The organism is Paenarthrobacter sp. OM7 (genome assembly GCF_029873575.1).
Lineage (GTDB): Bacteria > Actinomycetota > Actinomycetes > Actinomycetales > Micrococcaceae > Arthrobacter.
Genome location: NZ_CP123579.1, coordinates 4,439,650 through 4,462,012, shown reverse-complemented (window position 1 = coordinate 4,462,012; position 22,363 = coordinate 4,439,650). Strand labels below are relative to the sequence as shown.

The following is a 22,363-nucleotide window of genomic DNA, read 5'->3' as shown; positions in this document are numbered from 1 at the left end:
GCATGGACAGGTTTCCGGAGGCGTGCGTCGAGCGGACGGTGGAATGGGTGGACACCGACGCCTCCGGACACCAGCACAACTCGGCCATCCTGCGCTGGGTTGAGGCTGCGGAGGCCGAGCTCTTCCGTTCGCTGGAGTTGCCGGACTATTTCCCCAGCGCTCCCCGCGTCCAGCAGGTGGTAAATTACAAGGCCAAGCTGTGGTTCGGCCAGCGCATCACCGCCACCGTGAAGGTCAGTGCGCTTGGCCGAACCTCGCTGACGCTGGCTTTCGAGGTAACGTCCGACGCCGGTGATGTCGCCGCGTACGGGACGGTCACCACCGCGTATGTCCCCCAAGGCGCGACGTCGGCGCAGCCTTGGCCGGAAGATCTGGTCCGCGCCGTCAAGGCGGAACGTGCCGGGCGAATTACCGAATAGCCCCGCCGGGATGGCAGTAGGTGACAACGCCGGATTCTGGGACTGTCACCTACTGCCGTCCCAGCGAGGGGCTGGGGGTTTTCGCGGGGTGGGGTGCGCGGGCGGGTGGCTAGCGCAGGCCCTTCAGAATGTTCTTGGGCCGCTGCATCTCGCCGTGCTTGGCACCAAGGATGATCACCCAGGCAGCGAATGCAGGAATGGCCCACTGGAGCGCCTTCAGCTGCGTCTGGGCGGCCTTCAACTCGTCAGACGCGCCGGCGCGGGGTTCGGTGGCACCCTCAGCGCCCTCGCCCGAGAGCTCATCAACCTTCTTGCCAACAACACCTGCGTACAAGGTGACGGCAGCTCCCGCCAAAGTCACCACAGTCTTATAGACAGTGTTTGCGGCCACGTTGTCCTGCTTGGCGATCCGGCCTTTGTTCTCCCAAGCGATGGCCAGATCCGAGGCCAGGTGTCCGGCGAACGCTGCTGTCTGAACGGGAGCCCATTTACCCCAGCCTTTGCTTGAGAGGCGGGTGCGTTCGGTGGGATCCTTGGCTTCTGCTGCGGCACCGTTCAGTCCGATGGCCCCCATCAGCGAGCCGCCGAACCATGCCGCGGCGGTGAGGTCGTGAAGGGAACGGGCTACGAGATTTCCTGCCATGATGTGCTTCCTGTCGTTGATACGGAAAGAACCTTGTGAGGCGTGGGGCCTCGAACAGCGTCCATCTATAGTAAGCATGCTTACAAAGATGCGGCCAGTCGTAATGGATTTTTCGTTCCGCGTTCATGTCAGGTTCGCGGACGGTGCGGCGCCGGGCGGTTACGCTTAGCCGGTGGAGCAGCTCTACGCGATTCTCGCGTGCATAATCCTTGGTTGTTTGGCCGTTTTCCAAGTGGCTTTGGTTGCTGGCGCGCCTATTGGACGATTCGCTTGGGGCGGACAGCATGACGTCCTGCCGCGGAAACTGAGGATCGGAAGCATCGTCTCCATCCTGCTGTACGCCCTCTTCGGCTATACGGCTTTGGCGCAGGCCGGCCTCGTACCGGTGCTGGTCAACCAATCCTTTACCGGGGTTTTCATGTGGGTCCTCACCGGCTACTTCACCTTGGGCGTCGTCATGAATGCGATCTCACGCAGCAAGCCCGAGCGTTTCGTCATGACTCCTGTGGCGCTGGTACTCGCAATCCTCTTCCTTCTTCTTTCGCTGGGCTGATCCGGAACATCGGCGGGGACCATCACCGCACCTATGATGAACTGGACTGGCGCCTGATTGGGGGCGCGGAAATGAGGATCCTTCGATGTTCGCCGTCCCGGCACCCCCGGTGCGCCACCAGCAGTTGCTCGTTACGATCTTCGGCCTCTATGGCCGGAACGCGGGCGATGCTTTGCCGGTTTCTGCGCTGATCTCCATGCTGGGTTCGCTCGGTTATGACGCTCCGGGCGTAAGGTCGTCGGTCTCCAGGCTCAAGGCCAAGGGCGTGCTGAAGAGTGTCCGCGAGGGTGGAATCGCCAAGTACAAGATCTCCGAGTCCATCAGCGATGTGTTCCGTGAGGGCGACCGGCGGATCTTCGCACCGGAACCGCCCGCCCCGGTGGACACGTGGGTCCTTGCTGTTTTCTCAGTGCCGGAATCCATGCGCAACCGCCGTCACCAGCTCCGTTCCGCGCTGCTGGCCCTGGGGTTCGGTTCGGTGGCCAACGGGGTGTGGATCGCGCCGGCCCACAAGCTGGAGCAAGCCCGGGAGCGGCTTACCGCCGGGGGGCTCATTGAGTTCGTGGACCTGTTCCGGAGCGACTACGTTTTTGACGGTCCCATGAGACCCAAGATCTCGGAATGGTGGGACCTCAAGGAGCTCGATGAGCAATTCACCGAGTTCCTTGGGCTGTACGAAGGTGCGGAGCAGCAATGGACGGAGAAGGTAGGCGACGATCCCGAGAGGGCTCTGGCTGATTCCACCGAAGAGTTGCGCCGTGACGCCTTCCGCTATTACATTCCCATGCTCACCATGTGGCGTAAGTTCCCGTACCGCGACCCAAACCTCCCCACCGACTACCTTCCGCCGGAATGGCACGGTCCGGCGGTGCGGAGGACGTTCCAGGCAGTTCATCGTCTGGCGGCACCCTTGGCCGCGGCCCACGCCCACGAGGTCATCGCGGAAGCCCTGGACCCCGCAGCAGCCTGATTAGTCGCTGGTCCGCGGTGCGTCGATGACGCCGAACACTTCACCCTGCGGCGCCCGGACCACCACCATCCGGCCCAGGGTGGTTTCCGCCACGGGGCCCAGCAGGGTTGCGCCCAACTCGACGGCCCGGGTTGCCGTCCCCGCCACGTAATCGCTGGCGAACCAGGTCATCCCGTGGTTGGGCGCGTTTTCTGGAAGTGCGGTGTCGTGCTGCATCCCGCCCACTTCCCGGCCGTCCGAAGGGCGGCGGAAGGTGGAGTAGACCAAGCCCTCTTCGGTGACATCCTGGTAGCTGACGTCGAAGACCTCCGAGTAGAAGGAGCGGGCCGCGGAATAGTTGCGGGTGTGAAGTTCATTCCAGCACAGGGAGCCGTGCTCATTGACGCGTTCAGCGCCGATGTGGGTGCCGGCCTGCCAGACGCCGAACGCCGCACCGGCACTGTCGGTGGCCAGGGCCATGCGGCCGGACTCCATGACATCAAAGGGCGGGGCCAGGAGTTGCCCTCCGGCCGTGCCGATCTTTTTCGCTGTGAGGTCAACATCGTCAGAGGCCAGGAAGGTGGTCCAGGCTGTGGGCATGCCGGGATCTTGTTTGGGGCCCAGTCCGGCCACGGCGCGGCCCCTCAGATGAGCCAGGACGTAGTCGCCGGATTCCATGCCAACTGGCACGAACTCCCAACCAAAAAGGTCTCCATAGAAAGTCTTCGCGGCATTAAGGTCGTCAACACCCAGGTCCACCCACAGGGGGGTTGCGGCGGGCCAGCTCGAAATCTTGGTGGACATGGGACTCCTCGGGTCGGGGCGCTGGGGGCAACTGCTTCCCCAGGTGCCTGATGCGCCAAGCACCTGAGGAAGCAGCCACCCATAAAGTGCGCCACGGACCCGGTTTATGACACCGTTTCCATCCCCTTTTTCAGGGGAGCAGCCCAGAACAAGGCGGCGGGCAAGCGCCAGCCGCTTGCCCGCCGTCGTGCGTTGTTGGTTTAGACCGTACGGGTCGCCTTGGCGAGGTTGTCCTGGAGCTCGACGGCGGTCTGCCGGATGACGTACGCTGGGCGGTCGCGTTCGACGCGCCAGCTGTCCTCCAGCGGGCCGACGTTGACGGTGTCGAAGCCGAATTCGTCGTACAGCTTGGTAACCAGCTCGGCGGCTTCCGGGAAGTCGCTTGAGGTGGCCAGCGCGCGGCGGTTGGGCGTGCCGGCCGGGGTGCCGTCGGTGGTGATGTCCTTGGCGAAGATGTGATTGAAGCCCTTGGCCACTTTGGACGTGGGGAGGTGCTTCTGGAGCAGGCCGGACGTGGTGGCTTCGCCGTTGTCCAGCTCGGGGATGCGGCCGTCGCGTTCCCAGTAGTAGTTATTGGTGTCGATGACGATCTTGCCCTCGAGCGGCTCTGACGGGATGCTCTGATAGTTCTTGAGGGGCACGGTCACGACGGCGAAATCGCCCGCCGCTGCTGCCTCGGCTGCCGTGGCGGCACGGGCGCGCGGCCCCAGTTCCGCGACGAGTTCGCCGAGTGTTTCGGGTCCCCGTGAATTGCTGATCACGACGTCATAGCCCAATTCCACGGCCTTGCGTGCAACCTGGCTGCCAATGTGTCCTGCACCGATGATTCCGATTGTTGTCATGTCCGTGCCAACAAGAAGTTGCAGGCGCCTAATTCCCGCGTGACGAAATATGTCGATCAGCCCTATACTAAGTAGTCTTACTATGGGGTGGGTTGTTGAGGCAAGGAGGTCGGTATGGCCGGTCATTTGGAACTGGTAGAGACCCCCGACGGAGGATTTCGCATTCTGGTGTTGGACGGCAGCGACGAATTGATGGGGCTTTCAAAACGTTTTTCCTCGCTGGACGAGGCTGTTGATGGAGTCGCTGCCATGAGGGAAGTGGCCGGGACGGGCCTGTTGCGAACGGGATCCCCCGAGCGGTATGCCGTCCTCATGCTCGAGGAACCAGTCACCGATCCTGCCCTTGCGGCGCAGGGCATCCAGACCAAGCCGAAGGTGGTTGGTAATGACATCTGATTCAGCATCACCAAAGACGCGCGGGGTCCTCTTCGATGTGGACGGCACGCTGATTGATTCCAGCTACTTCCACGCCATGGCGTGGTGGCAGGCGTTCCGGCGTGAAGGCTTGGACATAGAGATGTCCGCCATCCATCGGCGGGTGGGTATGGGAGGCGACCGCCTGATCCAGAGCCTTGTACCTGACTGCACCGAAGACCTGCAGGAAGAACTGAAATCAGCCCACAGCGCAGTGTTCTCAACGTTCTGGCCTACGCTGCGGCCCTTCGACTCCGTCCGCGACCTCCTCTCAGCGTGTTCTGAGTCAGGGCTGGCAGTGGGCTTGGCGTCGTCAGCACAACAGCGGGACCTCGAGGTCAGCAGGCACATCCTCGACGCCGGATCCTCCATCGATGCGTGGACCAGCTCCAACGACGCCAAGGAGAGCAAGCCCGCGCCGGACATCCTGATCGCCTGCCTGGAGAAGCTTGACGTCAGCCCGGAGGATGCAGTTTTTGTTGGCGACGCAGTCTGGGACGTCATGGCCGGCGCTGCCATTGGTGTTCCCGTGATTGCCCTGACCTGCGGCGGAATCAGTGAGGCGGAGCTGCGTGACGCAGGTGCCGCAGAGGTCTATGACAATCCGCGGCACCTGCTGGAGCACCTGGAAAGCAGCATCATCGGCCGGTTGGCGGCGGGCGCTCCCAAGGCGTAGCCCGTCGCCTAGCGCGGCTCGTCGCTGATCCCCTTGTCCCGCCCGCGCCGATTGCGCGCGGTCCAGATAATCAAGGCGATGATGATGACTGCGGCTACTCCGGCCAGCACCCATGGCGTGGCGTCGGTGCGGGTCTGCTCTTGGGGGCCCGATTCTCCCGTCCCCGGATTGGCGGGCCCACTACCTGCCGGATTCGGCGAGCTGGGAGCCCCGGATGATGGTGCCGGGTTGGTTGGTGTTTGCGTCGAGGGGCCGGAGGGGTTGGTGGAATCCGCTGTGGGTGTCGGTGTCGTGGCGGCTACATTGCCTTGGACCGCGCTGCCTTGGACCGCGCTGCCTTGGACCGCGCTGCCTTGGACCGCGCTGCCCTGGACGGCTGGCGCCGCGTTGGCTGCGACCGTTGCAGGGAGCATGGACCCTGCGAAAAGGGCCACGGCCAAGGTAGTGGTGGCTAATCTTCGAAACATCGATACCTCCAAGGTTTAGGGGCGTGAATCCTCGTACTCGTAAGGATACTGACTAAACCGTGGTGGTGGGTGATTTCGCCGGTGCAGCCACCGGGGGGACGTAACCCGCACCCACCGGCCTCTACCGCGTGAGCTTGGCGGAATCCGGTTCCTGGTCCCCGATGTGGCCCGGGGCGTTGGCTGTGAGGACACGCTGCACGAACGCGCTGTATTCCTCCATGTAATGCCGCAACAAGGCCGCGGTTCCCTCGTCCTTAACTGACCCGTCGTCGTCGTACGCGTCTGCGACGAAGCGGATGTAAGCCTCAGGTGCGTTCAGCTGCGGCGCGTCCAGGAAGCTCAACACGCTGCGCATCGACGACTGCATCACCGCCGTTCCAATGCCGCCTGGCGATGCGCCGATGATTCCCGTGGGCTTCCTGGCGAATGAGTTGGTGCCCCATGGGCGCGAACCCCAGTCGATGGCGTTCTTCAACGCGCCCGGAATGGAGCGGTTGTACTCAGGGGAGATAAACAGGATGCCGTCCGATGCGGCGATGGCATCCTTCAGTTCCCGGCCCGCCGGCGGGAAATCGGCGTCGTAATCCGAGCTGTAAAGAGGCAGGTCCTTGATGGCGATCTCATGGAACTCGAGCTCCGAAGGCGCGACGCTGATGAGCGCCTTGGAGAGGACCCGGTTGATGGAATTGCTCGCCAGGCTTCCGACGAAGTAACCGATTTTGAAAGTGTCCATTGCGGCGTTCCTTTCCGACGGCACGGCCGGAACCGGCTCGTCGACGGTGTGGTGACTGGTTGCCCCAGCTCTTACCGACCCTAATTGACTTATGCACATAGCGCAGCCCCTACTCCCGCCGGGACCTTTGCGGTCATAGACTCATGCCAACTGAGTTCTGGAGAATTCCGGAAAAGGGGTGGCGGGTGAAAGCAGGCATAGCGCGCGAGAGGCTCGACGGTGAGCGACGTGTGGCCGCAACGCCGGAAACGGTGAAGCAGCTGGTGGGGTTGGGGCTGGAGGTTGAGATCGAGTCCGGTGCGGGGCTGGCGTCCGGGCATGGCGACGAGGACTACCGGGCGGCGGGCGCCGCTGTGGTGCAGTCGTTGGTTCTCGGATCGCTTGATGTCTATTGCCACGTACGTCCCATGGAACCGTCGACGGCGGGAGCCCTCCGCCGGGGTTCGGTCACCGTCGGGTTGGGGTCGCCGTCCTCGGAGTTGCCTACGGTGCGGGCGCTCGCCGCAGGTGGAATCACGTCCTTTGCCCTCGAGCTGGTTCCCCGTATTTCCCGCGCCCAATCCATGGATGCGCTCACTTCGCAGGCCCTGGTGGCCGGCTACCGCTGCGTCCTCGAGGCGGCCATGCGTTTGCCCCGGTTCTTCCCGCTGTACATGACGGCGGCCGGGACCATCCCGCCCGCCAAGGTGCTGGTGTTGGGTGCAGGTGTTGCAGGACTGCAGGCGATCGGCACAGCCAAGCGGCTCGGGGCCAGGGTTTCCGCCAACGACATCCGCCCGGCTTCGGCGGACGAAGTAGCGTCCATGGGCGGCACGTTCATCAAACTGGACCTGGAAACCGCCGAGGCATCCGGTGGATACGCCCGCGAACTCAGCGCAGACCGTGGCGCGTTGCAGCGGGCACTCCTGGCACCGCACGTTGCCCAAGCCGATGTATTGATTACCACCGCCGCTGTTCCCGGCAGAAGGGCGCCGCTCCTGGTGAGCCGCGAGATGGTGCAGGGTATGCGCCCCGGCTCCGTGGTAGTGGACCTGGCGGCCGAGTCCGGCGGGAATGTTGAGGGAAGCATCCCAGGGCAGGACATCCCCGTGCCCACCGCTGACGGCCAAGGGCTCGTGACACTGGTGGGAATCAAGGACCCAGCCTCCGCGATGCCCGCAGACGCCTCCCGCCTCTACGCCAAGAACGTGGCCAATCTGCTGGCGCTCATGACCAAAGACGGGACGGTCTCCCCGGACTTCGACGACGAAGTAGTGGCGGGCACCTGCCTCACCCACCTCGGCGAAGTCAGGCACGCACCCACCGCGGAGGCACTCACGGCGCTCGCAGGCGAAACAGCACCCGTTGGCACAACCCGTCCCGGAACTGAAGGAGTGCGCTGATGGATGGCATGAGCCTGCTGACGATCACCGTGCTGGCCGTGTTCGTGGGCTTCGAGGTTGTTTCCAAGGTTTCCAGCACCCTGCACACGCCGCTCATGTCCGGCGCGAACGCCATCCACGGCATCATCCTGGTGGGAGCCATCATCGTTGCCGGACAGGCTGCTGACCCGTGGGTGCTGGCAGTAGCCTTGTTGGCTGTCGTCCTTGCCACGGCCAACCTAGTGGGCGGATTCGTGGTGACCGACCGCATGCTGGAGATGTTCCGCGGAAGGCAACGGCCGCCGTCGAAAGTTGAGCCGGCTGGTCCGGGCTCCGCCGAAGCCGTGACGAAGGAGCGCCAACCGTGACGCTGCTCAATCCCACGTGGACGGCACTCCTCTACCTGGCTGCGGCGGCGTGCTTCATCCTCGCGCTGAAGGGGCTGAACTCACCGAAAACGGCCCGTCGCGGCAACCTGATTGGCGCCTTGGGCGCCTTGTTGGCCGTGGTCACGGTTTTTGTCTCCGTTAAGTTGGACAACGTTCCCTGGATCCTCGGTGCCATTGCGGTGGGTTCAGGTGTGGCGGCGCCGGTGGCCCGCCGCGTGCAGATGACGCAAATGCCACAGCTCGTGGCCCTCTTCAATGGTGTTGGTGGTGGTGCTGCTGCGCTTGTTGCCATGCTGGAACTCTCCCACTCAGACGATCCCTGGGTTCGCCTGGCCATCGTCTTTACGCTGCTGGTCGGTGCGGTGTCCTTCGCCGGTTCCGGTGTCACGTTCGCCAAGCTCCAAGGGCTCATGACCACCCGCCCCGTCACATTCCCGGGCCTGCCCGCACTGATGGCAGTGGTTCTACTGGCTGCGGTGGGTGCCGGTGTGGTGGTGATCCTGAACGGCTCGCTCGCGGTGGCGCTGGTGCTGTTGGTCCTGGGTCTTGTTACCGGCATCCTCTTGGTTCTTCCGGTGGGTGGCGCGGATGTTCCGATCGTCATCTCGCTCCTGAATGCCTTCACCGGCTTGGCTGTCGCGGCATCGGGGCTGGTGCTGGGCAATGTTCTTTTGCTGGTCGCCGGAACGTTGGTGGGAGCCTCGGGCACCATCCTGACCCGGGCCATGGCGGCGGCGATGGGCCGGAGTGTCGCTGGCATCATGTTCGGCGCCTTCAAAGGTGGCTCGACGGCAGGATCCACCGCAGTGAGCGAGCGGCCAGTGCGGTCCTCCAGCGCAGAGGACGTTGCAGTGCTGCTCGGCTATGCCCAGCGGGTCATCATTGTGCCGGGATACGGGCTTGCGGTCGCACAAGGACAGCACACCGCGGCCGAGCTCGCCCTGGCGTTGGAAGCCCGCGGAATCGACGTGGATTTCGCCATCCATCCCGTGGCAGGACGTATGCCCGGACACATGAACGTGCTGCTGGCTGAGGCCAACGTGCCCTACGAATCGTTGAAGGAAATGGGCGATATCAACTCCGAATTCAAGACCGCCGATGTTGCATTGGTGGTGGGCGCCAACGACGTCGTCAACCCTGCCGCGAAGACCACCTCCGGCTCACCGATCTACGGAATGCCCATCCTTGAAGTTGCCGACGCCCGGCAGGTGGTATTCCTCAAACGTTCCATGCGTCCGGGATTTGCCGGTATCGAAAACGAACTCCTCTACGAACCCCAAACCACCTTGTTGTTCGGAGATGCCAAGGATTCACTGACCAAGGTCCTGGGCGCGGTGAAGGGACTCTAGGAAAAACCCGCGAACCGCGTCATGTACTGGCCCGTGGCGGCACAAGTCTTTACAGACAGTTTGTCAAGCACCGCTAGGAGTCATTGACGTGAAGGACAGCAACAAAAAATCGTCGACCGGGACGCCTTTCAGCCACATCGAAGGCAGGGCCGTGACCAATTGGCGGGTCCTCGTGGGCCAGACGGTGGAGGTCTGGCGGTACAACGAGGTAGTGGATCAAGGCTGCGTGGAGTCCGTCACCTATGACGGCAAAGTCCTCTGGCTTGCTCAAAGCGGGCCCATAGAGCGGAGGTTGGTGGAGAAAGAGCGGGGGACCGGTCTCAGGATCCGGCTGGTGGACTGACCGCTATGGCTGTGCGCGGTAGCTGAGCCTGAGCGCCGGGGCTGCCATTCCGACCCTCCGACCCAACGGCCTTTCCACCCGTCCGCCGGCGTCCTATGCTGGGCTGCACGAGCTGCCGGATTCAGCCCAAGCCACCAACCCCAGCGAGGTGCGCCATGACAGTGAAACTCAACAAAAAGGCCTTTGACCATGCGAAGCGCCTGGTCACGGACGGCAAGGTGGTCAAGGACACCCGAGACGACTGGAGTGAGCACGCGCCCTCCTCCAAGGACGAAAATGCCTTCCTGGACAAGCACGGGCACGCCGAATACTCCAAGTGGTTCCTCGGGGTGGACGACGACCACCCGGATGACCAAAAGAGCCACTACAAGTTCCCCATCGGTGATTTCACGAAGATCCACCGCTGTGGTGTGATCGCCGCCGAGAGCAGGGCCGGCCAGTACGACTACGACGACATCCGGGATGCCCTGGGGAAGCTCCTCGAGAAGATAGACCAGGACTGAACGCTGTGGGGTTCAGCAGCGCGCTCTCTCCGGGGCCGCCGGGCTGTGCGCCAGGATCTCCGCGAGCTCAGCCAGCCTATGCGCCCGCGCGGACTCGGCCGGCGTGAAGGGTTCGCCGGGTCGGGAAAAGACCAGCGGGCCATTCCAGGCCGTGGGGATCTTGAGGACGTCCGGTGAAGGCCCGACGCCGGCGCTCGTCTCGGGCGCCGGATGCTCCGGATCGCTCGGGACGACTTTGGCGGAAAGCAGCTCGGCCACTGCGTGCGGAAGTTCCTTCGGGTTTCCGGCAATCCGGGTCGCCAGGGTCAGTGCTTTGGTCTGGCCATCTGCCATGGCCAAAGCGGTGGTGGGCCAAACAAGGGACCCACACCCGCCGCCGTCGGCCAGGGCTTTCAACAGTTCCTGCTCGGTGACGTCCCCCGGGGCGGAGAGAACAAACTCGTCCATGACAGTTCCGATGTGTCCCGGGGCGAGGGACCCGGCTCTCATCACCGGGTGGACGTGAAGGCTGAGGATGTTGGTGCCCAACTTGGCCAAGGACTGTGTGACCGTCTGCAGTGAACCTGGCTGGTCCAGCAGCACTGTCCGGGCCCGCCACAAGGCCGGCGCCAGATGTAGTCTGTGCCGTTGGCGGAGGGCCGGCGCGTGCAGCCAGCCCCGGAGGACCTTGGCAGCTGAAGGTTCGGCCACCCAGATCACCAAAACGGTGGCGGTCACTGCAAGCAGCAGGACCTTGGCCACGTAGGGGAGGGTGGTTCCCACCACGGCCGCATGAACCAACAGTTCGATAGGAAGCATCACCGCGATGTTGGCGAGGGTGAGCCGGGCTTTGGGAGGCTCAGGCAATTGTCCGCAGACATCACACAGAAGATCCGCGGTGACGGAAGTGCTCGGGTTGGGCTTCATGTTCCCATGCTGCCCTCCCCCCGTTTCGCGCCGGTTGCCAGCGCGTCACGTTCTGTGGACGGGCCGGTGAACGTGCAAGAACCCGGCGCCCTCGCGGAGAGAACACCGGGTTCGGTGAAGCAACTGGGAACTGATGCCCGCAGGGAGCCGGCGATCCTAGCGGGTTCGGTCGGAATCGAGTTCGGAGTCCAGGTCCGATCCAAGGCCAGAGGTCCGGGCAGTGCTGCGGGCGGCAGCAGCGTCCTTCAGGAGGTCGCGGATTTCGGCCAGAAGGGCAGTATCTGCCGGAAGCGGCTCTTCCTCGGGCTCCTCGGTGGAGAGGCGGTCCTTGACCAGGGAATTGATCTTGTTCATGGGTGCCACAAAGATGAAGTAGACCACGGCAGCGGTGATCACAAAGGTCACGAGAGCCGTCAGCACGGCACCGATGTTGATGAAGGTGGCGGGGTTGTCCTGCCAGATCCTGAAGCCAAGACCATCAGCGTTCACTCCGCCTGCGGCGGCGATCACGGGGTTAATGATGTTGGTGGTGAAGGCCGCAACGAGGGCTGTGAACGCACTGCCGATGACTACGGCAATGGCCAACTCGATCACGTTGCCGCGAAGTATGAAGTCCTTGAAACCCTTGAACATGGATGATCCTCCGAATAGGTGCAGTGTCTGCCTCCAGCAGAGATCAAAATACCACTCCGGGGTTTCCAGCCGGTGTAAGCGGGGATGTGAGAGAGCGTTGGTGGGAAGGGCTCGGGATGTGAGAGAGCGTTGCTTTCTCCCACATCCCGGCACACCCATGACTCCCTGTCAGGCGAGCAGGGACCTGGTGTGGTCGTTGAGGAACATTCCGCGGGGGTCGAACTCGCGGCGGACCTGGATGAAGGTGTCCAGCTCCGGGTAGAGGCGTTCCAGGCGGCTCCGGGTCATGAAGTGGATCTTCCCCCAGTGGGCGCGTGGCTCGAATTCCTGCAGCACGGCGTCGGCGTCACGGAAGAACTGCCAGTAGTCGGTCCCGGGCTCGGTGGTCAGCGTGATGACGGTGCTGTCGCGGCCTTGGAATTGGGACATGTAGGCGTCGTCGGACTTCACCCAGCGGACCTCAACCGGGTACTTCTGCTCGGGGTATTTGCTGCGGATCAGGTCCTGGATGGCCTCGACAGCCACCAAGCCGTCCTCGCTGCGGACAAAGTACTCGAGTTCGTGGAACTGGGTAGTGAAGCCTCCCGGGTAGATCCGGTAGGAACGGTCCAGCCGGGCACCTTCGACGGCGGAGAGTTGGCTTTCGTCCTGGACGGCAGCTACGTTGTACCGCTTGGTGTAGCTGCGGCCACCCATGCTGTGGTCCGGGGAACCCGGCAAGTCCAGGAGTTCGCACGAGTCGTCCTCCGGGCACCACAGGAAGGAATAATGCCGGTTTTCATCAATGTCGGCCTGCCAGGTGGACGTGGTTTCCGCCCACGTGGGGTAGGTGATCTGTTCCTGCAGGTAGTAGCTGTCCTCCACGTCCAGCTCCACTTCAAGGAAGATCCCCAGAGTGCCAAGGGCTGTCTGTGCGGCGCGGAGTTCCCGCAGCTGGCCCTCGCCGATCTCCACGATCTCGCCGTAGCCGTTGATCAGCTTCACCCAGCGCAGTTTGGAGGAGAAGCTGCCCAGGTCCTTACCGGACCCGTGGGTGCTGGTGGCCAGCGCCCCTGCGATCTGCTGTTTGTCGATGTCGCCCTGGTTGCTGAGGGCCAGTCCCTTGTCCCACAGGGCATCGCCGAACGCGTTGATGGTGGTGCCGGCCAGCGCCCGGGCGCGGCGTGCCGCCCGATCAGTTCCCGTGATGGCCGACAGGCCGGACATGTCCATCAGCACGCCGCCGGTCTGGACCAGCGGCGAGGACGAGTGCCCTGAGCCCACCGCCCGCACAGGCAAGCCCTCGCGGATGGCGAAACGGACGGCGTCGAGCGCTTCTTGTTCATTCCTGGGCCGCACGGTGAAGGCGGGCGTTGCGCTCTGGTTACCGCCCCAGTTGGTCCACGTGGCGTCCGTGGTGAAGGGGGCTGTGGGAGTGGCTGCGGCCGGTGCGCCAGATCCCCGGGAAGCATGAGTGGTCATGGTGAAGCTCCGTTGCTTGTCTGAGGGCTTACGCGCCGTGGTTGATCATGACGTGCTTGGTGCGCGAGTAATCATCCAGGGCGTAGAGCGAGAGGTCGCGGCCGTAGCCGGAACCTTTGAATCCGCCCCACGGTACCTCGCACGCCAGGACAAGGTGCGCATTGACCCACACCGTGCCGAAGTCCAGCTGCTTGGGAATGCGGAGGGAAAGGCTTGAATCGCGCGTCCACACCGAGGCCGACAAACCGTAGGGACTCTCGTTCGCGCGGGTCACGGCTTCTTCGGTGCTGCTGAAGGTTTCCACAGTGACCACGGGTCCGAAGATCTCATGAATGGCGATGTGCGCGCCCGCCGGTACGTCGCTGATGACCGTGGGCTCGATGAAGTAGCCGGGACCTTCCAACGCGGAACCACCAATGGCCACGGTGTGCCCTGCCTCGCGTGCGTCAGCCAGCGATTCCTTGACCCGCTCATAGTGCGGGAGGGAGATCATGGGACCGATTTCGACGTCGTCGCCGGCATCGGGTGCGCCGACCACCAGGGTGCTGACTTCGCGAACCAGGTGTTGCGTGAACTCTTCGGCTACGGACTCGTGCACCAGGACACGGCAGGCAGCGCCGCAGTCCTGGCCGGCGTTCCAGAAGCCGGCGTTGCGTACACCGACCGCAGCGGCGCGAAGGTCGGCGTCGGGGAAGACCACAACAGGAGCCTTGCCGCCGAGTTCCAAGTGCACGCGCTTGACGGACTTCGCAGCGGTTTCAGCCACGGCCTGGCCACTGACAACGCTGCCGGTCAGGGCCACCAACGCAATGTCCGGGTGTTCCGACAGTCGCTGGCCTACAGTCCGTCCGCGGCCGGTGACGACGTTGAGGATCCCGTCAGGTATGCGCCCGGCCAGCACTTCCACCAGCTTGAGCGTGGACAAAGGGGTTTGCTCCGAGGGTTTGATGACGATGCTGTTACCGGCGGCGAGAATGGGTGCGATCTTCCAGGCAGCCATCAGCAGCGGGTAGTTCCAGGGAGTGATGACGCCGACGACGCCCACGGGTTCGCGCAGGATCACCGACGTGTGGTCCGTGGCGTAGTCACCGCCGGCCATGGAGGTCAGGGTGCGGGAGGCACCGGCCATGAAACGGAAGGTGTCGATGGTGCTGGAGACATCGTCCTCGGACACGGCGTGGGGCTTGCCGGTGTTGGCGGACTCGATGGCCTGGAACGCTTCCCGGTTCTCCTCGATGATGTTCGCAATGAGGTTCAGGACATCCGCGCGTTCCTTCGGGGTGGTGGCACCCCAGCTCTTTTGGGCCACGACGGCGGCGGCCACAGCGGCGTCTACATCATCGGCGGTGCCCGCCTGGACTGAGGCGATGACGTGCTCGGTGGCGGGATCCACGACGTCGATGGAGTGACCTGAGGATCCGGGGACAAAGGAACCGTTGATGAAGTGGCCTGTCGGAGGCAAGGGCAGGGGCAAGGGAAGCTGCTGGGGGAGTGAGGTGTGGAAGGCGTCTGAGCGTCGGACGGTGAACTGTTCGGTCTGGGTGGTCATGATGCTTCGCTTTCAGAGGAGGTGCTGGTCAGATCAGGTCTGGGGTGAGGGCAGTGGCGGGAAAGGGCGCGGCTTCTGGCTTCTTGCCAAAGACGCGGGCCGCGACGTAATAGAGGGGAGCGACAACGACGAGGCCGACGATCCAGGAGATGTCCACCCCGCCCATCGCTGCGGCCAGGGGGCCCGTGTAGATGGCGGTTGCCGAGAAGGGAACCTGGATCAGGGCGCCTGCAACGTAGGAGCCGATGGCCACCCAATTGAACCGCCCGTACACGCCGCCGTCGCGCTTGAAGAAGTCTTCAACCCGGTACTCGCCGTGGCGGAGAAGGTAGTAGTCCACCAGGTTGATGGCCGTCCACGGAACCAGGACGTACATCAGGAAGGACAGGAAGTTGGTGTAGAAGAGGATGAAGTTGTCGCGGGCAAAGAGGGCTATGGAGACGGCGACGACGAAGAGGATGATCGCGGCGATGCTGCGGGTCTTGGCCCGCGGCAACCAGGAGGGCTTGAAGGTCTGCCCGATGGTGAGGGTGCACAGGACGCCGCAGTACAGGTTCATGGCGTTTGACGCCGCGACGCCCAGGCAGAAGATGCCCACGATGATCAGCGTCCATGGCTGGAGCAGTGCGCCCAGGCTGCCGACGATTTCGACGTCGCCGGTGCTCATGGAAACGGCGAGCGTACCCACCAAGGCGCCGAGAATCATGGGGAACAGCGTTCCCAGAACACAGCCTGAGTAGGAGGCCCAGAATGCCGGAGCGGAGCCTGTGCCCTGTGGCATGTAACGGGAGTAGTCGGAGACGTAGGGTGCATAGGCCAACTGCCACAGGGCGGAGACGGAGATGGTCCCCATGAAGCCAACCCAGTTGAAGTTGCCTGTCTCCAGGAAGTTTCCGGGGAGTCCATGGACCACCAGGATCCAGCCGAACGCCAGCAGCAGGGCCAGGCCGGCAGCGACGCTGAGGACGCGCGCGTAGGCGTGGATGAGGCGGTAACCGAAAATCGTGGCAATCACACTGACGATGCCAATAATGATGATGCCGGCATCAACGCTGATCCCAGGGCTGACGGCGGCCATTGCCTCGCCGCCGAACACGAGGTTCGCTGCGAAAAATCCGACGTACATGACCACCACGATGACCACAATCAGCAGGGCTCCGAAGGAACCGAACTGGCCGCGGGTCTGGATCATCTGCGCAACCCCCAGTTGGGGGCCTTGGGCCGAGTGCAGCGCCATAAAGATGCCGCCCACCACGTTCCCGATGATGATGCCCACGATCGCCGGGACGAAGCCGAGGCCAAACACCGTGGTGGCGAGTCCGCCGGTCACGATGGTCATGATCATGATGTTGGAGCCGAACCAGATGGTGAAGAGGTCCCGGGCCTTGCCGTGGCGCTCACTGGCGGGGATCGGCTGGATGGTCTTATCCTCGAGCCTGGGTACTTCAGTGGCCGGCGCGGTGCTCATGACGCACTCCGGGAAGCTGCAGCGAGTTCACGAACACCGGTGGTGTCTGCCTTGCTGCGGTTCACCATCAGCCCCAGAAGGTCGAACACCAAGGTGGCTGCGGCAACCGTGGTGATGTCAGCGTGGTCGTACGCCGGAGCCACTTCCACGACGTCGGCGCCCACGATGTTGATGCCGTTCAGTCCGCGCAGCAGGGCGAGGAGTTCGCGGGAGTGGAGCCCGCCCATTTCCGGGGTGCCCGTGCCGGGTGCGAAGGCCGGGTCCAGGACATCAATATCGATGGACACATACACCGGGGTATCGCCCAGCCTGTCCTTGACGCGCTGGATTGCCGCCGGAACGCCGATGACGTCAAGGTCCGAGCAGCGGATGATCTGGAACCCGAACTCATGGTCGCGGAGGAAATCGTTGCGGTCATAGACCGGGCCACGGATACCCACGTGCATGGACTTGTCCTCCACGAGCAGGCCTTCTTCGAATGCGCGGCGGAAGATGGTGCCGTGCGTGATCGGCTGATCGAAGTAGGTGTCCCAGGTGTCCAAGTGGGCGTCGAAGTGCAGCAGCGCTACCGGGCCATGGACCTTGTTCAGGGCACGCAGCATGGGCAGGGCGATGGTGTGGTCGCCGCCGATGGAGATGAGCCGCTTGTCCCCGCTGAGCCCATTTCCCCCGCTGATCAGGGGCAACGCCTGCTCTTCGATCTCACGGACTGCCCGGGTGATGTCGTAGGGAGTACAGGCGATGTCACCCGCGTCCACCACTTGGGCTTCGTACACGGGTTCAACGTCGAGCTCCGGGTGATACCCGGGACGGAGGAGCCGTGAGGCCTCGCGGACTGCGGCAGGACCGAAACGGGCGCCTGGCCGGAAGGAGGTTCCGCCGTCGAACGGGACGCCGACGATAGCGATGTCGTAGTCGGGAACGCGGTCAATTTGGGGGAGACGGGCGAAAGTACCGAGGCCTGCATACCGGGGGACTTTGGTTGCGTCGACTGGGCCGATGGGCTTGTGCGTTGTCATTGACGGATCCTTGGGGTGAGGGGTGCTCGCCGTTGAGCGGGAAGTAAGTACTTCCATTCTTGGTGACGCGGATCACCTCGGATAGCGATACATTGACTACAAATAGTGGAGGCGTTTAGACGAATGTCTAAGAGCCGCCGAGTGCGGCGCAAAACCGCCGCCCACGCACAGAACCGGAGCGCAAGAGATGGCAATCACCGTGGCCGAACTCGTGGCTGAGCCGCAACTGGGGCTCACTCTTTTGGCCGGTCCGGCCGGCACGGACAACCGCATCACCTGGGCCCACACCTCGGACCTGCCCAGGCTGTGGGAGTGGGTGACGGGCGGTGAGCTCATGATGACCAATGGCCTATCCATTCCCGCGGACGCCGATGGGCAGGTGGCGCTCGCCGAGGCATTGATGGACAGCGGTGCCAGCGCGTTGGCCATCGGTGAAAAGATGCACGCGCCTCCGCTCACCCCGGAGTTTTTGGATGCATGCGACAAGCTCCCGCTGCCCCTGATCAACATCCCGTACCCATTGCCGTTCATCGCCATTGCCCGCTCGGTGGCCGAGTCTTCCTTGCTCGAAGAATCCCGTCGGTTGCGGCAGACAGCCCGCGTCTACGATCTGCTCCGCACCGCCGGAGCCTCCGAAGACCACTGGCAGAGCCTGGTCCAGCGGCTCGCGACCGAGCTCGACGCGGACTTGTTTGTGGTGGACCGCCGATGCCTCCACCCTTGGCATCCGGACGGGCAGGCACTCCCGGCGTTCCTCGCCGAGGAATGGGCCCCGCTGTCCGGGCACGTGTCCCTCGCCGGTAAGAACTTCCAGTGGCACCGCATCCGCGGCCGGCACGTGCTCACCATGGACATTCCCACGCATGCGAACGCGCTCCTGGTGGTGCTGCCCCACAACGAACCCCACCCGGACGCCGTCGTCCTCCTCCACGCCGCAACCGTGCTGGGACTCCAGCTTTCACGCATCGTGCTGTCGCTGGAAGGCCGGCATCGGTTGGCCGGCGAGTTCCTGCTGCAAGCCATGGACGGACGGTTGGGCGCAGCGGAGATGGAGAGCCGGTTGGCTGGTTTTGACGTTCCGCCACAAGGACTCCTGCTCGCCTCCATGACGGCGGACGGTGCCACAGCGGACGACGGCGGCAGGCTGGCCAACGTCCATATCGAACTATGGCGGCACGGGGTTGCGTCGGCGTCGTTGAAGCGGAACAACAGGCTCCACGTGGTGGTTTCGGCAGACGTTCCGGACAGCGTCCTGGTGCACTGCGCAGGGGAAGATGCCGCGATCGGAATCAGTGCGCCGGCTGCCGTTGCCAGCATCCAGAGGGCACTGCAGGAGTCCCTGTGGGCGCTGGGTTCTGCCCGTGCGAACGGGCTGGGGCTGGCCCGTTATGCGGAGGGACCATCGTGGCTGGGGCTCACAAGTTTCGAGGAAGGAACGGCGCTGGTCAGGCGGCTTCTGGGTCCAATTTTCGACTACGAGCAGGGGCAGGAAGGCGATCTCATCCTGACGCTGAGGACCTACTTGGACTCGCAGCGTTCGTGGCAAAAGACCGCGACAGCGTTGTTCGCGCACCGGCAGACCATCATCTACCGGATGCGCAAAATCGGCGAGCTGACGGGGCTGGACATGGGGGAAACGTCCACCGTTGCGCAGCTGTGGTTCGCGCTGCAGATCCATGAGGCGATGCATCAGTAACCACACCTTGCTTGCACTTTTTCAAAACAACCGGCTATGGTGTGAAGCGTGTCACTCATGGTGGCGCAACGCTTTTGATCTGCGGCGGGAGAGTCCTGCCGGTACATCCAGTCAGGCGCCGTAGGAGCAAATCCTCCCCAGGAATCTCTCAGGCCCATGTACCGCCGCGGTTAGGCAACTCTGGAAAGCAGTCCGGGCAACCGGGCTCACCGACGGTGCAAGCAGGCAACCATTCCTGCGGAATCTCTCAGGTCCAATACAGAGCGGGGAGGAACCCCACATCATCGTGGCGCTCATTGGGCGCCTGAATCATGGAGTTCCTCTTGACTGTTCAATCAACCCCCACCGCCTTCGCGGACCGGCACATCGGCGCCCGCCGCCAAGCCGACGTTGACACCATGCTCAAGGCCATCGGCTACGACTCTGTCGACGGCCTGGTAGACGTCGCGGTCCCCGATTCCATCCGGCAGGACACCGCCCTGAAGTTGCAGGACGCCCTCACTGAAGTCCAGGTCCTCGCCGAGTTGCGCAAACTGGCTTCCAAGAACAAAACCGCTGTCCAGATGATCGGCCAGGGCTACTACGACACCGTGACGCCCCCGGTGATCCGCCGCAACATCCTGGAAGCTCCCGCTTGGTACACGGCCTACACGCCGTACCAGCCGGAAATTTCGCAGGGCCGCCTCGAAGCGCTGCTCAACTTCCAGACCATGGTGCAGGACCTCACCGGACTTCCCGTAGCCAACGCCTCGCTGCTGGATGAAGCCACCGCCGTTGCCGAGGCCGTATTGCTGATGCGTCGGGCCAACAAGTCCAAGACGGCCAAGGACGGCAAGACCGTCCTGGACGCCGACCTCCTCCCGCAGACCATCGCGATCGTCAAGGGCCGTGCTGAGGCCCTGGGCTTCGAGGTGGAGATTGCTGACCTGTCTGCCGGTCTTCCCGATGGCGACATCAACGGCATCGTCCTGCAGCAGCCCGGCGTTTCCGGCCGGGTCTTCAACCACTCCGGCGTCATCGCCGACGCCAAGGAACGCGGTGCCCTGGTCACCGTGGCCGCTGACTTGCTGGCGCTCACCCTCATCACGCCCCCGGGCGAGCAAGGTGCGGACATCGCCGTCGGAACTGCGCAGCGCTTCGGTGTTCCGCTGTTCTTCGGCGGCCCGCACGCTGCGTACATGGCCGTTCGCGAAGGCATGGAACGTACACTTCCCGGCCGCATCGTTGGTGTTTCCAAGGACAACGCAGGCGTCCCCGCGTACCGCTTGGCGCTGCAGACCCGCGAGCAGCACATCCGCCGCGAAAAGGCCACGTCCAACATCTGCACGGCCCAGGCATTGCTCGCCATTGTCGCCTCGATGTACGCCGTCTACCATGGCCCCGAGGGCCTGAAGGCGATCGCCGAGACCGTCCACGGCCACGCACGTACGCTTGCCACCGCACTGCAGAAGGCCGGCCGCGAACTCGTCTCCGAGGCCTTCTTCGACACCATCACCGTCCGGGTCCCGGGCAAGGCCGACAAGGTCATCGCCGCCGCGGAAGCCCGCGGCATCAACCTGCGGTTCATCGACGCCGACACCGTTGGTGTCTCCGTTGATGAAACCACGACGCCGGACGTCCTCTCCGCGGTAGCCGTCGCCTTTGGCGCCGGACCCGTGGGGGACGCGGCCGGGTTTGAGCTGCCCTCTGACGTGGTCCGGACGTCCGACTTCCTGCAGCACCCGGTGTTCAACACGCATCGTTCCGAGACGCAGCTGTTGCGCTATATCCGCAAGCTGTCCGACCGGGACCTTGCTCTGGACCGCACCATGATCCCGCTGGGCTCCTGCACCATGAAGCTGAACGCCACTGCTGAAATGGAAGCCATTTCCTGGCCGGAGTTCGCCTCCATCCACCCGTTCGCTCCGGACCACCAGACTGCTGGTTGGCGGGAACTGATTGAGGATCTGGAAGCTGACCTCACGGAGATCACGGGCTATGACCAGGTCTCCATCCAGCCGAACGCCGGTTCCCAGGGTGAGCTCGCAGGTCTGCTGGCAATCCGCGGCTACCACCTGTCCCGCGGTGATGAGCAGCGCACTGTCTGCCTCATCCCGGCGTCGGCCCACGGCACCAATGCAGCGTCTGCTGTGCTGGCGGGCATGAAGGTAGTGGTGGTGGCCACGGCTGCTGACGGCACCATCGATCACGCGGACCTGACCGCCAAGATTGAAGCCAACAAGGACGTCCTGTCCTGCATCATGATCACCTACCCGTCCACGCACGGTGTGTACGACGCCGACGTTCGCGAGGTGTGCGACGCGATCCACGCAGCCGGCGGCCAGGTCTACGTTGACGGCGCAAACCTGAACGCACTGGTTGGCTTGGCACAGCCGGGCAAGTTCGGCGGCGACGTGTCCCACCTGAACCTGCACAAGACCTTCTGCATCCCGCACGGCGGTGGCGGACCGGGCGTGGGCCCGGTTGCTGCCAAGGCACACCTCGCACCGTTCATGCCCGGTGACGCGAACAAGGCTGCGCACGAGCCTGGTCATGGTGTCGCGATTTCCGCCTCACGTTACGGCTCTGCCGGTGTACTGCCGATTTCCTGGGCGTATGTGAAGCTCATGGGTGGGCAGGGGCTGACGGAAGCTACCAAGTCGGCCCTGCTTGCAGCCAACTATGTTGCTTCCCGCCTGGATGAGCACTTCCCCATCCTTTACACGGGTGAGGGCGGGCTCGTGGCCCACGAGTGCATCCTTGACCTCCGCGAACTGACCTCCCGCACAGGTGTCACGGCCGAAGACGTGGCCAAGCGGCTGATCGACTTCGGCTTCCACGCCCCCACCCTGGCGTTCCCGGTTGCCGGCACGTTGATGGTGGAGCCGACGGAGTCCGAGGACCTCGTGGAGATTGACCGCTTCATCGAAGCCATGATCACCATCCGCGCCGAGATTGAGCAGGTGGCCAGCGGTGATTTCACCGTTGAGAACTCGCCGCTGCGCAACGCGCCGCACACGGCTGCCGCCGTCGTGAATTCCGGCTGGGACCGGGATTACCCGCGCGAGCAGGCCGCCTTCCCGGTCCACCACCTGAAGCAGGACAAGTACTTCCCGCCGGTAGGCAGGATCGACGGCGCCGCCGGTGACCGGAATCTTGTGTGCTCCTGCCCTCCGCTCGAAGACTTCGAAAACTAAGGACTCCCGA

Annotated in this window: 23 protein-coding genes and 1 riboswitch; of the genes, 12 read left to right on the top strand and 11 right to left on the bottom strand. The window is 63.8% G+C overall.

Annotated features, from left to right (window positions below; translation table 11 throughout):
* Nucleotides 1–2 precede the first annotated feature (2 nt).
* A complete protein-coding gene (locus tag QEH68_RS20610) occupies nucleotides 3–419 on the top strand; it encodes a thioesterase family protein (RefSeq protein WP_280624771.1) in 417 nt (138 codons plus the stop codon).
* Nucleotides 420–528: 109 nt separating this feature from the next.
* Here QEH68_RS20610 and QEH68_RS20605 read toward each other — a convergent pair whose 3' ends face one another.
* Nucleotides 529–1,062 (bottom strand): hypothetical protein, encoded by a 534-nt coding sequence (locus tag QEH68_RS20605; protein ID WP_089596882.1) that lies wholly within the window; start codon nucleotides 1,060–1,062, stop codon nucleotides 529–531.
* A 172-nt stretch (nucleotides 1,063–1,234) separates the two neighbouring features.
* Here QEH68_RS20605 and QEH68_RS20600 point away from each other — a divergent pair, with 172 nt between their 5' ends.
* Together QEH68_RS20600 and QEH68_RS20595 are read left to right on the top strand one after the other, a co-directional pair.
* The gene (locus QEH68_RS20600; RefSeq protein WP_280624766.1) at nucleotides 1,235–1,615 is read left to right on the top strand and encodes a hypothetical protein; all 381 of its coding nucleotides are present in this window, start codon (nucleotides 1,235–1,237) and stop codon (nucleotides 1,613–1,615) included.
* Between the two features lie 85 nt (nucleotides 1,616–1,700).
* A complete protein-coding gene (locus tag QEH68_RS20595) occupies nucleotides 1,701–2,585 on the top strand; it encodes a PaaX family transcriptional regulator C-terminal domain-containing protein (RefSeq protein WP_207595455.1) in 885 nt (294 codons plus the stop codon).
* Here QEH68_RS20595 and QEH68_RS20590 read toward each other — a convergent pair whose 3' ends face one another.
* A complete protein-coding gene (locus QEH68_RS20590; RefSeq protein ID WP_280624764.1) occupies nucleotides 2,586–3,368 on the bottom strand; it encodes a VOC family protein in 783 nt (260 codons plus the stop codon).
* A gap of 200 nt (nucleotides 3,369–3,568) precedes the next feature.
* Nucleotides 3,569–4,210 (bottom strand): NAD(P)-binding domain-containing protein, encoded by a 642-nt coding sequence (locus tag QEH68_RS20585; protein ID WP_280624762.1) that lies wholly within the window; start codon nucleotides 4,208–4,210, stop codon nucleotides 3,569–3,571.
* A 114-nt stretch (nucleotides 4,211–4,324) separates the two neighbouring features.
* Here QEH68_RS20585 and QEH68_RS20580 point away from each other — a divergent pair, with 114 nt between their 5' ends.
* Complete coding sequence (locus QEH68_RS20580) at nucleotides 4,325–4,606, top strand: hypothetical protein (protein ID WP_280624761.1); 282 nt, start codon at nucleotides 4,325–4,327, stop codon at nucleotides 4,604–4,606.
* Entirely contained in the window at nucleotides 4,596–5,300 is a 705-nt protein-coding gene (locus QEH68_RS20575) for an HAD family hydrolase (RefSeq protein ID WP_280624759.1), read from the top strand. The genes QEH68_RS20580 and QEH68_RS20575 overlap by 11 nt, the downstream gene beginning before the upstream one ends.
* Before the next feature lie 8 nt (nucleotides 5,301–5,308).
* Here QEH68_RS20575 and QEH68_RS20570 read toward each other — a convergent pair whose 3' ends face one another.
* Complete coding sequence (locus tag QEH68_RS20570; RefSeq protein WP_280624757.1) at nucleotides 5,309–5,767, bottom strand: hypothetical protein; 459 nt, start codon at nucleotides 5,765–5,767, stop codon at nucleotides 5,309–5,311.
* Between the two features lie 121 nt (nucleotides 5,768–5,888).
* Nucleotides 5,889–6,500, bottom strand: a complete 612-nt coding sequence (locus tag QEH68_RS20565) for an NADPH-dependent FMN reductase (protein ID WP_280624756.1) — start codon at nucleotides 6,498–6,500, stop codon at nucleotides 5,889–5,891.
* Between the two features lie 185 nt (nucleotides 6,501–6,685).
* Here QEH68_RS20565 and QEH68_RS20560 point away from each other — a divergent pair, with 185 nt between their 5' ends.
* From QEH68_RS20560 to QEH68_RS20540, 5 genes are all read left to right on the top strand, one after another.
* Nucleotides 6,686–7,882: a Re/Si-specific NAD(P)(+) transhydrogenase subunit alpha gene (locus QEH68_RS20560; protein WP_207595449.1), complete on the top strand. Its 1,197-nt coding sequence runs from the start codon at nucleotides 6,686–6,688 to the stop codon at nucleotides 7,880–7,882.
* Nucleotides 7,882–8,229, top strand: a complete 348-nt coding sequence (locus QEH68_RS20555) for an NAD(P) transhydrogenase subunit alpha (RefSeq protein ID WP_280624754.1) — start codon at nucleotides 7,882–7,884, stop codon at nucleotides 8,227–8,229. The genes QEH68_RS20560 and QEH68_RS20555 overlap by 1 nt, the downstream gene beginning before the upstream one ends.
* On the top strand, nucleotides 8,226–9,599 hold the full coding sequence (locus QEH68_RS20550) for an NAD(P)(+) transhydrogenase (Re/Si-specific) subunit beta (protein ID WP_280624752.1): 1,374 nt from the start codon (nucleotides 8,226–8,228) through the stop codon (nucleotides 9,597–9,599). Before QEH68_RS20555 ends, QEH68_RS20550 begins: the two co-directional genes overlap by 4 nt.
* Before the next feature lie 88 nt (nucleotides 9,600–9,687).
* Entirely contained in the window at nucleotides 9,688–9,942 is a 255-nt protein-coding gene (locus QEH68_RS20545; RefSeq protein WP_280624750.1) for a hypothetical protein, read from the top strand.
* A 155-nt stretch (nucleotides 9,943–10,097) separates the two neighbouring features.
* On the top strand, nucleotides 10,098–10,445 hold the full coding sequence (locus QEH68_RS20540) for a hypothetical protein (RefSeq protein WP_280624748.1): 348 nt from the start codon (nucleotides 10,098–10,100) through the stop codon (nucleotides 10,443–10,445).
* 12 nt (nucleotides 10,446–10,457) lie between these two features.
* Here the strand turns inward: QEH68_RS20540 and QEH68_RS20535 are convergent, their stop codons facing one another.
* From QEH68_RS20535 to speB, 6 genes are all read right to left on the bottom strand, one after another.
* On the bottom strand, nucleotides 10,458–11,351 hold the full coding sequence (locus QEH68_RS20535) for an amino acid-binding protein (RefSeq protein ID WP_280624746.1): 894 nt from the start codon (nucleotides 11,349–11,351) through the stop codon (nucleotides 10,458–10,460).
* Nucleotides 11,352–11,507: 156 nt separating this feature from the next.
* Nucleotides 11,508–11,984 (bottom strand): large conductance mechanosensitive channel protein MscL, encoded by a 477-nt coding sequence (gene mscL, locus QEH68_RS20530; protein ID WP_207595443.1) that lies wholly within the window; start codon nucleotides 11,982–11,984, stop codon nucleotides 11,508–11,510.
* A gap of 168 nt (nucleotides 11,985–12,152) precedes the next feature.
* Nucleotides 12,153–13,445, bottom strand: a complete 1,293-nt coding sequence (locus QEH68_RS20525) for a D-arabinono-1,4-lactone oxidase (protein WP_280624743.1) — start codon at nucleotides 13,443–13,445, stop codon at nucleotides 12,153–12,155.
* Nucleotides 13,446–13,473: 28 nt separating this feature from the next.
* Nucleotides 13,474–14,994, bottom strand: coding sequence for an aminobutyraldehyde dehydrogenase (locus tag QEH68_RS20520; protein WP_280624741.1), 1,521 nt, complete (start codon nucleotides 14,992–14,994; stop codon nucleotides 13,474–13,476).
* A 28-nt stretch (nucleotides 14,995–15,022) separates the two neighbouring features.
* Nucleotides 15,023–16,462, bottom strand: a complete 1,440-nt coding sequence (locus QEH68_RS20515) for a cytosine permease (protein ID WP_280624739.1) — start codon at nucleotides 16,460–16,462, stop codon at nucleotides 15,023–15,025.
* A complete protein-coding gene (speB, locus tag QEH68_RS20510) occupies nucleotides 16,459–17,481 on the bottom strand; it encodes an agmatinase (RefSeq protein WP_280624737.1) in 1,023 nt (340 codons plus the stop codon). Before speB ends, QEH68_RS20515 begins: the two co-directional genes overlap by 4 nt.
* A gap of 187 nt (nucleotides 17,482–17,668) precedes the next feature.
* On the opposite strand from speB, the gene QEH68_RS20505 reads away from it, so the two are divergent.
* Both QEH68_RS20505 and gcvP read left to right on the top strand, forming a co-directional pair.
* The gene (locus QEH68_RS20505; protein ID WP_280624734.1) at nucleotides 17,669–19,177 is read left to right on the top strand and encodes a PucR family transcriptional regulator; all 1,509 of its coding nucleotides are present in this window, start codon (nucleotides 17,669–17,671) and stop codon (nucleotides 19,175–19,177) included.
* Between the two features lie 75 nt (nucleotides 19,178–19,252).
* Nucleotides 19,253–19,351, top strand: a riboswitch (glycine riboswitch).
* Nucleotides 19,352–19,500: 149 nt separating this feature from the next.
* Nucleotides 19,501–22,353, top strand: a complete 2,853-nt coding sequence (gene gcvP, locus QEH68_RS20500) for an aminomethyl-transferring glycine dehydrogenase (protein WP_280624732.1) — start codon at nucleotides 19,501–19,503, stop codon at nucleotides 22,351–22,353.
* The last annotated feature ends 10 nt before the right edge of the window (nucleotides 22,354–22,363 follow it).

What these genes read in the sequence shown, in the direction of transcription:
- QEH68_RS20610 (WP_280624771.1), top strand. Translation starts at nt 3, where the DNA reads ATGGACAGGTTTCCGGAGGCGTGCGTCGAGCGGACGGTGGAATGGGTG.
- QEH68_RS20515 (WP_280624739.1), bottom strand. Translation starts at nt 16,462, where the DNA reads ATGAGCACCGCGCCGGCCACTGAAGTACCCAGGCTCGAGGATAAGACC.
- mscL (WP_207595443.1), bottom strand. Translation starts at nt 11,984, where the DNA reads ATGTTCAAGGGTTTCAAGGACTTCATACTTCGCGGCAACGTGATCGAG.
- QEH68_RS20535 (WP_280624746.1), bottom strand. Translation starts at nt 11,351, where the DNA reads ATGAAGCCCAACCCGAGCACTTCCGTCACCGCGGATCTTCTGTGTGAT.
- QEH68_RS20565 (WP_280624756.1), bottom strand. Translation starts at nt 6,500, where the DNA reads ATGGACACTTTCAAAATCGGTTACTTCGTCGGAAGCCTGGCGAGCAAT.
- QEH68_RS20555 (WP_280624754.1), top strand. Translation starts at nt 7,882, where the DNA reads ATGGATGGCATGAGCCTGCTGACGATCACCGTGCTGGCCGTGTTCGTG.
- QEH68_RS20605 (WP_089596882.1), bottom strand. Translation starts at nt 1,062, where the DNA reads ATGGCAGGAAATCTCGTAGCCCGTTCCCTTCACGACCTCACCGCCGCG.
- QEH68_RS20540 (WP_280624748.1), top strand. Translation starts at nt 10,098, where the DNA reads ATGACAGTGAAACTCAACAAAAAGGCCTTTGACCATGCGAAGCGCCTG.
- QEH68_RS20575 (WP_280624759.1), top strand. Translation starts at nt 4,596, where the DNA reads ATGACATCTGATTCAGCATCACCAAAGACGCGCGGGGTCCTCTTCGAT.
- QEH68_RS20590 (WP_280624764.1), bottom strand. Translation starts at nt 3,368, where the DNA reads ATGTCCACCAAGATTTCGAGCTGGCCCGCCGCAACCCCCCTGTGGGTG.
- QEH68_RS20570 (WP_280624757.1), bottom strand. Translation starts at nt 5,767, where the DNA reads ATGTTTCGAAGATTAGCCACCACTACCTTGGCCGTGGCCCTTTTCGCA.
- speB (WP_280624737.1), bottom strand. Translation starts at nt 17,481, where the DNA reads ATGACAACGCACAAGCCCATCGGCCCAGTCGACGCAACCAAAGTCCCC.
- QEH68_RS20525 (WP_280624743.1), bottom strand. Translation starts at nt 13,445, where the DNA reads ATGACCACTCATGCTTCCCGGGGATCTGGCGCACCGGCCGCAGCCACT.
- QEH68_RS20520 (WP_280624741.1), bottom strand. Translation starts at nt 14,994, where the DNA reads ATGACCACCCAGACCGAACAGTTCACCGTCCGACGCTCAGACGCCTTC.
- QEH68_RS20505 (WP_280624734.1), top strand. Translation starts at nt 17,669, where the DNA reads ATGGCAATCACCGTGGCCGAACTCGTGGCTGAGCCGCAACTGGGGCTC.
- QEH68_RS20585 (WP_280624762.1), bottom strand. Translation starts at nt 4,210, where the DNA reads ATGACAACAATCGGAATCATCGGTGCAGGACACATTGGCAGCCAGGTT.
- QEH68_RS20580 (WP_280624761.1), top strand. Translation starts at nt 4,325, where the DNA reads ATGGCCGGTCATTTGGAACTGGTAGAGACCCCCGACGGAGGATTTCGC.
- QEH68_RS20595 (WP_207595455.1), top strand. Translation starts at nt 1,701, where the DNA reads ATGTTCGCCGTCCCGGCACCCCCGGTGCGCCACCAGCAGTTGCTCGTT.